This is a genomic window from Limosilactobacillus ingluviei DSM 15946, assembly GCF_001435775.1.
GTDB lineage: Bacteria > Bacillota > Bacilli > Lactobacillales > Lactobacillaceae > Limosilactobacillus > Limosilactobacillus ingluviei.
On sequence record NZ_AZFK01000055.1, the window covers coordinates 1 to 10,968 of the forward strand.

The 10,968-nt window shown below is 54.8% G+C and carries 12 protein-coding genes; 2 read left to right on the forward strand and 10 right to left on the reverse strand.

The genetic code is table 11. From position 1 onward, the window contains the following. Positions 1–82 precede the first annotated feature (82 nt). The 3 genes from trxA to FC43_RS07085 form a co-directional block, all read right to left on the reverse strand. Entirely contained in the window at positions 83–397 is a 315-nt protein-coding gene (gene trxA, locus FC43_RS07075) for a thioredoxin (protein ID WP_056955199.1), read from the reverse strand. A gap of 100 nt (positions 398–497) precedes the next feature. After that, on the reverse strand, positions 498–2,870 hold the full coding sequence (locus FC43_RS07080) for an endonuclease MutS2 (protein ID WP_056955201.1): 2,373 nt from the start codon (positions 2,868–2,870) through the stop codon (positions 498–500). 23 nt (positions 2,871–2,893) lie between these two features. Further along, positions 2,894–3,442: a CvpA family protein gene (locus FC43_RS07085; RefSeq protein ID WP_056955203.1), complete on the reverse strand. Its 549-nt coding sequence runs from the start codon at positions 3,440–3,442 to the stop codon at positions 2,894–2,896. 99 nt (positions 3,443–3,541) lie between these two features. Here FC43_RS07085 and rnhC point away from each other — a divergent pair, with 99 nt between their 5' ends. Further along, a complete protein-coding gene (gene rnhC / locus FC43_RS07090; RefSeq protein WP_056955205.1) occupies positions 3,542–4,438 on the forward strand; it encodes a ribonuclease HIII in 897 nt (298 codons plus the stop codon). Positions 4,439–4,501: 63 nt separating this feature from the next. Here rnhC and FC43_RS07095 read toward each other — a convergent pair whose 3' ends face one another. The 5 genes from FC43_RS07095 to FC43_RS07115 form a co-directional block, all read right to left on the reverse strand. After that, entirely contained in the window at positions 4,502–4,807 is a 306-nt protein-coding gene (locus FC43_RS07095; protein WP_056955207.1) for a DUF1292 domain-containing protein, read from the reverse strand. 9 nt (positions 4,808–4,816) lie between these two features. Further along, positions 4,817–5,254, reverse strand: a complete 438-nt coding sequence (gene ruvX / locus FC43_RS07100) for a Holliday junction resolvase RuvX (protein ID WP_056955209.1) — start codon at positions 5,252–5,254, stop codon at positions 4,817–4,819. Then, a complete protein-coding gene (locus FC43_RS07105) occupies positions 5,254–5,511 on the reverse strand; it encodes an IreB family regulatory phosphoprotein (RefSeq protein ID WP_019206847.1) in 258 nt (85 codons plus the stop codon). Before FC43_RS07105 ends, ruvX begins: the two co-directional genes overlap by 1 nt. 139 nt (positions 5,512–5,650) lie before the next feature. Beyond that, positions 5,651–8,302, reverse strand: coding sequence for an alanine--tRNA ligase (gene alaS, locus FC43_RS07110; RefSeq protein WP_019206848.1), 2,652 nt, complete (start codon positions 8,300–8,302; stop codon positions 5,651–5,653). Between the two features lie 360 nt (positions 8,303–8,662). Beyond that, the gene (locus tag FC43_RS07115) at positions 8,663–9,841 is read right to left on the reverse strand and encodes an iron-containing alcohol dehydrogenase (RefSeq protein WP_056955211.1); all 1,179 of its coding nucleotides are present in this window, start codon (positions 9,839–9,841) and stop codon (positions 8,663–8,665) included. Between the two features lie 110 nt (positions 9,842–9,951). Here FC43_RS07115 and FC43_RS07120 point away from each other — a divergent pair, with 110 nt between their 5' ends. After that, positions 9,952–10,179, forward strand: a complete 228-nt coding sequence (locus FC43_RS07120; protein WP_056955212.1) for a hypothetical protein — start codon at positions 9,952–9,954, stop codon at positions 10,177–10,179. Between the two features lie 156 nt (positions 10,180–10,335). Here the strand turns inward: FC43_RS07120 and FC43_RS07125 are convergent, their stop codons facing one another. Beyond that, positions 10,336–10,731 carry a carboxymuconolactone decarboxylase family protein gene (locus FC43_RS07125; RefSeq protein WP_056955213.1) on the reverse strand — a complete coding sequence of 132 codons (396 nt, stop codon included), beginning with the start codon at positions 10,729–10,731 and terminating at the stop codon, positions 10,336–10,338. A 6-nt stretch (positions 10,732–10,737) separates the two neighbouring features. Then, complete coding sequence (locus FC43_RS11605) at positions 10,738–10,926, reverse strand: carboxymuconolactone decarboxylase family protein (protein WP_420865140.1); 189 nt, start codon at positions 10,924–10,926, stop codon at positions 10,738–10,740. Between the last annotated feature and the right edge of the window lie 42 nt (positions 10,927–10,968).

The following is a 10,968-nucleotide window of genomic DNA, read 5'->3' on the forward strand; positions in this document are numbered from 1 at the left end:
AGGTGAGATCGAATTTTACATAATTCGTTTCTCCACCTAAAAGGGAGCATATCAATCTGGAGCGTGACCGCCTTTTTTATGCTTACAGGTATTGTTCCAAGACCTGCTTTAATTGTTCCTTACTGTGGTAACCCACCACTTGGTCGACAACTTGGCCATCCTTTTTAATCAGCAAAGTTGGGATGCTCATGATCCGGAACTTTTGCGCCGTGGCCGGATTTTCATCGACGTCGAGCTTGTTGAAGGTTACTTGGTCGCCCATTTCTTCGGCTAAGGCTTCGACGACCGGTGATTGCATCCGGCATGGGCCACACCAAGTCGCCCAAAAGTCGGTTAAGACCACACCCTTTTGCGTATCTTGTTCAAAAGTTTGGTCCGTCGTTACTGCTACTGCCATTTCGAGGTCCCCCTTTAGGTTCAAGTATCATTGATTGCTTTGATTGTATCAGATTTTACCGGGGGCACCAACGATTTTGCTTACTTTTTGTCAGAAATACTTATTCAAAGTAAGCAATCGTCGCCCCATCGCCCCCGTTGCTGGGCGAAGCGTAGGAGAAGGATTTGACCCGGGGGTTGCTGCGCAGGTATTCCTGGGTCATCTTGCGCAAAGCACCGGTCCCCTTCCCGTGGATAATCGTGACGCTTGGCAAGTTGTTTAAGAGGGCGTGATCAATGAAATCGGATAATTCACCCTGCGCTTGTTCGTAGCGGTGACCCCGCAAATCCAGCCGCGCCCCGGTCCGGCGGGTCTGAATCGTGCGCACCCGCATCCGCTTCGGCGCCTTTTCATCCTGCCGGTTGAGTTGCTTTTTATCCAGCTTTTCGAGGTCGGCCTCGTCGATTTCCATCTTCAAAATCCCAAGCTGGACTTCCCACTTGTGCTGACCACGCTTGCTCATCAATTCCCCTTGCTGGCCGTAAGACTTGACCAGCACCGCGTCGCCGACCTTGAGGTTATGCTTGGCCTTGGCCCGTTGCAAGACCGGATTGCGTTTGAGGCGCGGATCCTGGTGGAGGGCGTTTAAGGTCCCCTGAGCATCAATCAGTTCGTGTTCCTTAACGGCCGTCCCCTGCTTGACTTGCAGTTGGCGGAGGTGGTGGATGATCGCGTCAGCCTTCTTCTTGGCTTGGGCTACTTGGTGGTTGGCCTTGTTGCGGGCGTCTTCGTAGAGCTTGTCGCGCTGCTCATTGAAGCGGTCCAGCTTGGCAGTCAGGGTGGCGTCCTTCGCCTTAGCATCGGCCAGGGTCTTTTCCAGCGCCTCATTCTTTTCACGGACCTGCTTGCGCTGTTCGACCAAGTCACCGATCATCGCGTTTAATTCCTGGCTGTCATCGGCCACTAAGGATTGGGCCACCGCCGTAACGCTGGTTGGCAAGCCCAGGCGTTTGGCGATCGCAATCCCGTTGGACTGCCCGGGAATCCCCAAGAGCAGCCGGTAAGTCGGCTGGAGGGTCTCCTGGTCAAATTCCATGCTAGCGTTGATCGTCCGCTCCCGGTCGTAGCCATAGACCTTGAGTTCGGGGTAGTGGGTGGTGACGACGACCTGGCTGCCGACGGTGCCGATTTGATCGAGGATCGCCATCGCCAGGGCCGCCCCTTCCTTCGGGTCAGTCCCGGCCCCCAGTTCGTCAAGCAAGACCAGGGATTTAGCCGTCATCGCCGCCAGGATCTGCTTGACGTTCGCCATGTGCCCCGAGAAAGTCGACAGGTTTTGTTCCAGGGACTGTTCATCACCGATGTCGGCAAAGATGTTGTCATAGACCGTCACTTGCGAATTTTCCTTGGCGGTGATAAACAGCCCAGCTTGGGCCATTAATTGCAAGGTCCCCAAGGTCTTTAAGGTAATCGTCTTCCCCCCGGTGTTGGGCCCGGTGATCACAATTGCTTGGTAGTCTTGGCCGAGGATAATGTCGTTGGCCACCACCTTGGCTGAGTCAATCAAAGGATGCCGCGCGCCGCGCAAATAAACAATCCCTTCGTCATTGACCAAGGGCAGGCTGGCCTTGGTCTGCGCTGCCAGCTTGGCCTTGGCGTTAATAAAGTCGAGGTGGCCCAGGATCGCCTCATTTTGGGCAATTTCTTGCCGGTAGGGGGCAATCAGGGCTGATAATTCGGCTAAGACCCGCCGAACTTCTTGGCGCTCTTCGATTTGGGCCGAGCGCAGGCGGTTGTTTAATTCCATCACACTGGCCGGTTCGATGTAGAGGGTCTGCCCGGTCGCTGATTGGTCGTGGACCACCCCGCCAAATTGACTGCGGTACTTGGCCAGGACCGGAATCACGTAGCGTTCATCCCGGACGGTGATGATCGGCTCAGACAGGTGCTTGGCCGCCTTACCGCGGGTGTAGCGCTCCAGTTCGTGGCGGATTTCGCCCTCGGTCTGGGTGATCAACTGACGCAGCCCGTGCAATTTGCTGGAGGCTTCGTCGGTCACCCGGCCGTCGGGATCGATCGCCACCAAGAGTCGCTTGGTGATGTTGGGAATCGTGACTAAACGGCCGACCGCCCGGTCAATCGTGCGCAGGCGAACCTTTTTTTCCACCAGTTGGTCAAAAAAGTTTTGCACCGCCATGCTGGCCCGCAGGACCTGGCCGATCTGGGCCAATTCGGTCCCGTTCAAGCTGGCCTGAAGGCGTAACCGTTTGAGCTGGGGCGTCACGTCAGCCAGGCTCGGCAGCGGGATGCCACCTTCTAAGCGCAAAAGGTCGGCGCCGTCTTCGGTTTCTTGCAGCCAGTGGTTAATCGTGGTCAAATCACTGGCGGGCAAGAGGGCCGCCACTTCGCGTTGCCCAGCCGCCGAGGCTAAGAAGGGCGTCAATTGGCCCTTGATCTTGTCAAATTCGAGGGTTGCCAAAATCTTTTCGTTCATGCTAAGCTCCTTTACTTTTATTTTTACTGGGTGGTTGCGACCCCAAACCACTGGACAGCCGCTTGGGCCAGGCCAGGGGTGCGTTCAATAATCAATTGGGCGAGGCCCGATTCAGCTAACTGACCTTGCCACCAAACCCAAGGCAGGTACTGACCAATCAGCAGCAACAAGAAAATAATTGCGTAGCCCACGAGGACGTTCAGCACCGCGCCAGCCAGCCGGTTGGCCGTGCCGAGGACCGGCACCTTTTTGATAAAACTGAGGTTGCGCATCAACCAACGGCCCAAAAAGCTGGTCGCCCAAAAGATAATCATGAAGGCGATCCCGTGGTAAAAGACCGCGTTGGCACTCGTCGCTGCTAAGTTGGTCGCTTCGGTGGTCGTAGTGGTATGCTCACCGATCGTCGGCAAAAGCTTGGCCAGGGCTTCCCCCAGTGGCTGGGCCGCCAGCCGGGCAAGAAACCAGCCGCAGAAATAGGTGAGCGTGCTCAACAAAATATTAATCAAGCCCCGCTCCTTGCCGTGGAGAAAACAACCCAATAAAAGGACCAAAATGGCGGTTGAAAGAATCATTGCTACTTCCCCTTCCGAATGGCGGCGGGAATTATCGCCCACCCCACCCGATTTTTTTGTTATGATAAAGGGACTTACTACTTTGAAAGGAAGCCCACTATGTCAGTCGTGTTAAAAGTTTCGGCCGAACAACTGCAACAAATGGCCGCCACCTACCCCGCTAATCGCAAGCTCCCCACCGGGGCCGTCTTCGCCAGCAAAATCACCAACGTCACGATCACCGGTTACAAATCCGGCAAGGTCTTGTTCCAAGGGAAGCTGGCCGAAGCAGAGGCCGCCCGCTGGGGGACGGTGACGCCCGCTCCCGCGACGAAGACCGCGAGCGATCTACCAGCTAATTTTGCCCAGCTAGCCGTCTTAGGCTCCGATGAAGTCGGGACCGGCTCGTATTTTGGCCCGCTGACGACGGCGGCGGTCTTTGTGCCGACCGAACAAATTGAAGCCTTAGCCCAGCTCGGCGTTAAGGACTCTAAGCAGCTCAGTGACCCGACGATCAGCCAGCTGGCCAAGGAAATTGCGGCCCGCTGTCCTTACCACGTCTTGGACCTGGCTCCCCACGACTACAACCGCTTGATCAACCAATACAACCAGGCCCAGCTCAAGGCCCTGTGTCACAACTTCGTCTTGCAACAAGTCTTAGCCAAAATCGCCCCAGTTAAACCAGCGGCAATTTTGATCGACCAGTTCGTCCAGCCGGCGACCTACTTTAAGTACTTGGCCGGCCAGCCGACGATCGTCAAAGACCAGGTCTACTTCAAGGAAAAGGGCGAAAGCTACCATGTCGCCGTAGCGGCCGCGTCGATTATGGCGCGGGCCTACTCACTGCAAACAATGGCGCGCTTAGCGGATGAGGCCGGTCTGAGCCTGCCGATTGGGGCGGGGCAAGCCGTCGATAACGTCGCCGTTAAATTGGTTCAAAAGGGCTTGGAGCTTGATCACTTCGCCAAACTCCACTTCGCCAACACCAAGAAGGTCTATGCCCAACTAAGAAAATAATTTTGATTTAAAAGAGCGCTGATCGGTCCACGACCCATCAGCGCTTTTTTATTCTGACCTGCATTACAGGTTTAAGTTCCCGTCGTCATCAATGAAGGTATTCATGACTTCTTGGACCATGTCCCATTCGGCGTCGCTTTCAATTGGCAACAGTTGCAATTCTTCGGCTTCGTCCTTGGGTTCGTTAAAGGCAAAGGCTTGGATGTCGACTTCTTCGTCGTTTTCTTGTTCGACGGGGTAGAGGCAAATGTACCACTTGCCGCTTTCTGGGTTTTGGAAGCGCATCGCTTCCTTGTAGAGCTCTTCGTTACCCTTTTCGTCGACCAGGGTAAAGATTTCGCCTTCGTCTTGGATGTGTTGTTCTGCCATCATTTCCTCCTATAAGCGGGCGGTTAATTGCCCCTTGCGATCCAGGTAATTTTGTAAAATCAAACTGGCGGCCAGTTCATCAATGACCTGCTTTTGTTTGCGCCGCGAAATGTCGGCCTCTTCGACCAACATCCGGTGCGCCTGCACCGTCGTTAAGCGCTCGTCTTGGTAGTCGACCGGCAAGTTAAACTTGGCTTCTAACATCGCCCCGTAGCGGCGGGCCGCTTCGACCCGCGGGCCCTCGGTATTGTTCATGTTCTTAGGCAAGCCGACGACAAAGCCAGCCACCTGGCGGGCCTGGACCAATTCGGCCACCCGCGCGAGGCCAAAGACTTCCGCTTCTTCATCGATCGGGATGATCTCAACCCCCTGGGCCGTCCAGCCCAGCGGATCGCTTTCGGCCACCCCGACCGTCTTGGAACCCACGTCTAATCCTAACAGTCGCATTACTTGTCCTCGCTGGTCAAGTAGTGCTTGACGAGTTCTTCAATGATTTCATCGCGTTCGTGGGCCCGAATCAAGTTCCGCGCGTTGTTGAGCCGCGGAATGTAGGCCGGGTCCCCGGACAGTAAGTACCCGACGATTTGGTTAATCGGGTTGTAGCCCTTTTCTTCTAAGGCTTCGTAGACCGTCTTGAGGGTGTCTTTGACGTTTTCTTCATGCTTTTGACCAAAATCAAAAAACATTGTTTCATCGCTAGCCATTTTGGTCACCTCTTTACTTATTATCGACTTCTCATTTTACTATAATCACGGGGAAAGTACAATTCCCGGGCTTGGCGGCACCAAAAAAGAGCCCCAGAAAGGCAGGCTTTCCGTGGCTCCTTCGCGCTTGGCAGGAAACTTAGTTGTTCATAAAGTCAGCGGCTTGTTCAATCGCCGTGTTTAATCCAGCTGGGTTCTTCCCCCCGGCTTGGGCCAGAGTTGGGCGACCGCCCCCGCCCCCGTTGATGGCGGGCGCAATCGCCTTGATCAAGTCACCGGCCTTGACGGTCTTGCTCAGTTCATCGCTAACCGCCACCAGCAAGTTGGCCTTGTCGCCGGCCGCTGTCCCTAAGACTAAGACGTCGGACAGGGCCTTTTGCCGCCATTCGTCGGCCATTTGGCGCAGCTGGTCCATCCCCGCAACCTTCACGACCGCAGCAATCAAACTCCCCTTGGCCGTTGTTTGCACGTTGTCAAAGACCGCGCCGGCTTGTTGAGCGGCAACCTTGGCTTGCAGGGCTTCGTTAGCCTTCTTGACGTCCTTTAATTCGGCTTGCAGTTCGTCGATCCGCCGTGGCACGTCCTTGACTTGGACCGCCTTAACGCCGGCCGCCGCTTGATCCAGCAGACTCAGGCGTTCTTGCATGAACTTGAAGGCCGCTTCGGACGTCACGGCTTCGATCCGCCGTACCCCGGCGCCGACCCCACCTTCCGAAACGATCTTGAAGAGACCGAGTTCGTTGGTGTTCTTGACGTGGTCCCCACCACAGAATTCGGTGTTGAAGTCGCCGATCTTTACGACCCGGACCTTGTCGCCGTACTTATCGGCAAAGAGGGCGATTGCCCCCATTTGCTTGGCCGATTCGATGTCGGTTTCGACCGTCGTGACCGGAATTTCTTGCCAAATCTGTTCGTTGACCATCATTTCAACCTTCTTTAAGTCTTCCGCCGTCACTTGGCCGAAGTGGTTGAAGTCAAAGCGCAAGTAGTCGGCTTCGACCAGCGAACCGGCTTGTTGGGTGTGGCCGCCTAAGACGTTGCGTAAGGCTTGGTCCAGCAAGTGGGTCGCGGTGTGGTTTTTTTCGATCTTTAAGTGCCGGGCCGCATCCACGACCAGCTTGTAGCGGGCGCCGAGCTTGAGCGGTTGTTCCAATTGGACCCGGTGCAGGTTTTGTTGGTTCGGGGCGTGTTGGACGTCGACAACCCGCCCGATCACGCGGCCGTAGTTGTTGATGATCACCCCGGTGTCGGCCACTTGGCCCCCCATTTCGGCGTAGAACGGCGTCCGATCAAAGATCACTTCGATGTCGTCAGCACTTGGGTCAGCGGTTTCAACGTGGGTCCCGTCGACGGCCAGGCCAATTACCTTGGCGTCAGCGACTTCCAGGTCGGTGTAACCCACGTAGGTGCTGGCGTCCTTAAAGTCGGTCCAGAGGTCGGTTTGCACGCCCATCCCGTTGTCCATGTCGCGGGCGTTGCGGGCCCGGTTTTGTTGTTCGGTCATCGCCGCAGCAAAGCCCTTGTCGTCCACGGTCAGCCCTTCATCGGCGGCGTATTCTTCGGTCAGTTCAACCGGGAAGCCGTAGGTGTCATAAAGCTTGAAGGCGGTTGGCCCATCGATTTGGTTGGTGCCAGCGGCCTTGGCTTCTTCGATCACTTCGTTTAAGAGGGCCAGCCCACCGTTTAAGGTCGCGCTGAAGCGGTCTTCTTCGGACTTGATGACCTTAGCGATGTAGTCAGCGTTGTCCAAGACGGCCGGGTAGTAGTCCTTCATGATTTCGCCGACCGTTGGGACCAGCTTAGCCAGGAAGGGTTCGTCAATCCCAAGCTTCTTGCCGGCCACGACTGAACGCCGCAGGAGCCGCCGAATCACGTAGCCGCGGCCCATGTTGGAAGGCAGGGCGCCGTCGTTGATCGCAAAGGTGATCGAGCGGATGTGGTCGGCGATGATCTTAAATTGGATGTCGTCGGCCTTGTCAGCGCCGTAGTGCTTGTCAGCACTGAAGGTTTCGGTTTGCTTGATCAGCGGCAAGAAGAGGTCGGTTTCAAAGTTGGTCGGGGCGTTTTCAAAGATGGAAACGACCCGTTCCAGCCCCATCCCCGTATCAATGTTCTTGTGGGGCAGCGGTTCGTAGGTGTCTTCGGGCGTGTGGTTGAACTGGGAGAAGACGATGTTCCAGATTTCCAAGTAGCGTTCGTTTTCCCCGCCCGGGTAGGATTCCGGATCATCTTCTGGCAAGTTGTTCATTTCTTGACCGCGGTCGTAGAAGATTTCCGTGTCCGGTCCAGATGGTCCTTGGCCAATGTCCCAGAAGTTGTCCTGGTCGGCCAAGAGGTGGTCTTCTTTGACCCCGACCTTCAGCCAATTCTTCTTGGCTTCCAAATCCTTCGGGTAGTAGGTGATGTAGAGGCGGTCCGGATCAAAGCCAAACCATTCGTCGCTGGTCAAGAGTTCCCAGGCCCACGGAATTACTTCGTCCTTGAAGTAGTCGCCGACCGAGAAGTTCCCCAGCATTTCAAACATCGTGTGGTGGCGGGCCGTCTTGCCGACGTTTTCAATGTCGTTGGTCCGGATACTCTTTTGTGAAGAGGTCATCCGCGGGTTGTTTGGTACGACTTGCCCGTCGAAGTACTTCTTCATCGTTGCCACCCCGGAGTTGATCCAGAGCAAGGTCGGGTCATCGACCGGCACGAGGGAAGCACTTGGCATTTCTTGGTGGCCGTGTTGGATGAAGAAATCCAAAAACATCCGCCGCACCTGGGCACTGTTAAGCTTCTTTAATTCTTTCATCAGCTTAGTCCTTTCTTGGCTTGGAACGACAAAATCCACCGCTTGCAACAGAGACGCCGATAGCGCGGTACCACTCTGCTTGCAAACGATGGATTTCGCATGCCGCTTTAAAGCAATTATTTACAAAATTAAGCTGGGTAGCAATCTTACCGGCCTGACCCCGCTTTTCACCACCCGCGGGTCGCTTGTGCCAAACACTTGGTAAAACCATGTCCCAAACGCCTAACATTATACAAGGTCGCTTGCGGAATTGCAATTGGCGCGGGTAAAAAAGGCAACGACAATCTGATTAGTAAACACCTATTTAATCACCCAGACTAGTCAAAATCATCAGCAAGCCTAGGTAATTTCTGCTCACAACTAGTGATTCGCCATTTCGTAAATCTTGGTCATTTCCGGCCGTTTGAGAACCCGGGCTGTCCCGCTTTGACCACCAGTAGCGCGCAAGCACTGGGTGACCATCTGGTCGATCTGAGCTGGCGTCGGGTGCACGCCGAGCTCACCCAGGCTGGTCGGCATACCGATTTCGCGGTAGAAGGCTTCCATCGCTTCGATCCCAGCCAAAGCGACGGCCTCGTCATCAGTCCCTTCAATTCCCCAAACTTCGCGGGCAAAGCGGACGAAGCGTGGGAGGCAATTTTGGTAGACTAGCCGGGCCCAGGAACCCCAGATGGCGGCCAAACCGGCCCCATGGGTGACGCCAAACATCCCGCTGACTTCGTGTTCCAGCATGTGGGTCGACCAGTCCCCGCCGTTGAGGTCACCGACCCCGGTCAGGTCGTTGTGCGAGAGGCTGCCAGCCCACATCACTTCAGCCCGCGCTTCGTAGTTGGTCGGGTCGGCCTTGAGCGTTTTGGTCTGCTCAATCACCGTCCTCATTAGGGCTTCGGCGATCCCGTCGGTCGTTGCCATTGAGCTCGGCGTAAAGTAGCGTTCCATCGTGTGCATCAAAATGTCGGTGCACCCAGCCGCCGTTTGGTACCAGGGCAGACTGGTGGTCAATTCCGGGTTTAGGAGGGCGAACTTGGGCCGGATCACGTCGCCACCGTAATCGCACTTTTCGTGGGTGACTTCATTGGTGACCACCGAGCCACCGCTCATTTCACTACCAGCCGCGGCAATCGTCAAGACACTACCGACTGGCAGGGCACGGTCGACGCGGCGTTCGTGGCGGTAAAGTTCCCAGACGTCGCCATCATCGAGCGCGCCCAGGGCAATTGCCTTGGCCGAATCGATCACACTCCCGCCACCGATTGCCAAGATGAAGTCAACTTGCTGTTCGCGCGCCAGGGCGATCCCCTGGCGAATCAGGCCCAATTCCGGGTTCGGGACCACCCCACCCAGTGTGACTACTTTCAGGTCGGCGGCTTTTAGCGCGGTCACCACCCGGTCAAGCAGACCAGACTTTTGAATCCGGTCGCTACCGTAGTGGACCAAAACGGTGTGGGCCCCGGCCGCCTTGGCCAGGCTACCAGCTTGGGTTTCCACCCCGCGGCCAAAGACAACCTTGGTGGGGGCGTAGTAGGTAAAGTTTTCCATGGTAGTTCCTCCGAAGAAATTCGTTTTCCTTGATTATAGCAAAACAGCCGGGGAAACTGAAAGCGTCATCACCCCTAGTGATATAATTAAGCAAAAAAGGGGGCGCGACAATGTTGAGGCGATATTGGCAGTCATTGAAGACCGACAAAGAAACGCGGCAACTTACTTGGGTTGTGATTGCTTGGATTGTGATAGTAGCATTCATTGACTGGTTGTCGAATCACTGGTCCTTGCTATCCGCTTTGCTGTTTGCCTTGCTGTTTTTATTGATCGCGGCTGGCCTCTTTAAATTAGTTTTGAAGCTGTTTGTTTCAGCTATCAAATCCATCTTTAAGTAAGCTTGCGCCGGCGCTGCCGGTTTGATGTGACTGAAGGAACAAGAAGCAATTTAAGCAAATCTTCACCTTGCCAAACCGCCCCGGCAACCAGTGCTGGTTTCAGACCTACTGCCGAGGCGGTTCAGTCCCTTCAACAATCTACATAAATTAACGGTTTTAATCCGCCGCTTCCCCCTTAACTTTTGCCATTAACGCGTGAAAATCCGCACTTGCACTTAATTGATCAAAAATTTCAATTACCTTAGCCCCAAAGACAAAGCTTGGCCCCCCTGACATTTCCAAAGCCACACTGATTGCTTCTTTCACTTCATCCCGACTAGCCCCAGCCATGATGCAGCCAGCTGTATGCTGGACCATGCATCCTTCACAACGCATCGTAATGGCAATCGCTAACGCCATTAATTCCTTGGCTTTGGGTGAGCATGCCCCCGGTTGACTAACCGCCCAGTGTAATAAATCAAAACTTTTCCCGGGACCAGGAATTTCGGTTTTAAAAGTTTCATTGTCCGTTAAGTAGCCCATTAATTCTTGCGTGTAATTTTTTTCAGTCATCAATCTTTACCCCTTTTCGTACGTATCAAAAGCTTGTAGGGCATGGCTCCCATACTCAAATGCCGGACCACCAGCCATCATTAAAGCTACCCCAATGGCTTCTTTGATCTGCGACCGTTTTGCCCCAAGCGTAAGGGCATACCTGACGGACCAAGCAATATACTCATCACAACGTTTATAAATGGCAGATTGCAAGAAATAACTTGAACGAATTTAGTGACGTAGATTAAGCAAGAA

Coding starts and splice junctions, on each gene's coding strand:
- FC43_RS07105 (WP_019206847.1), bottom strand. CDS start 5,511: ATGGCTAGCGATGAAACAATGTTTTTTGATTTTGGTCAAAAGCATGAA.
- rnhC (WP_056955205.1), top strand. CDS start 3,542: ATGTCAGTCGTGTTAAAAGTTTCGGCCGAACAACTGCAACAAATGGCC.
- FC43_RS07115 (WP_056955211.1), bottom strand. CDS start 9,841: ATGGAAAACTTTACCTACTACGCCCCCACCAAGGTTGTCTTTGGCCGC.
- trxA (WP_056955199.1), bottom strand. CDS start 397: ATGGCAGTAGCAGTAACGACGGACCAAACTTTTGAACAAGATACGCAA.
- ruvX (WP_056955209.1), bottom strand. CDS start 5,254: ATGCGACTGTTAGGATTAGACGTGGGTTCCAAGACGGTCGGGGTGGCC.
- FC43_RS07080 (WP_056955201.1), bottom strand. CDS start 2,870: ATGAACGAAAAGATTTTGGCAACCCTCGAATTTGACAAGATCAAGGGC.
- FC43_RS07095 (WP_056955207.1), bottom strand. CDS start 4,807: ATGGCAGAACAACACATCCAAGACGAAGGCGAAATCTTTACCCTGGTC.
- FC43_RS07085 (WP_056955203.1), bottom strand. CDS start 3,442: ATGATTCTTTCAACCGCCATTTTGGTCCTTTTATTGGGTTGTTTTCTC.
- alaS (WP_019206848.1), bottom strand. CDS start 8,302: ATGAAAGAATTAAAGAAGCTTAACAGTGCCCAGGTGCGGCGGATGTTT.
- FC43_RS07125 (WP_056955213.1), bottom strand. CDS start 10,731: ATGACTGAAAAAAATTACACGCAAGAATTAATGGGCTACTTAACGGAC.
- FC43_RS07120 (WP_056955212.1), top strand. CDS start 9,952: ATGTTGAGGCGATATTGGCAGTCATTGAAGACCGACAAAGAAACGCGG.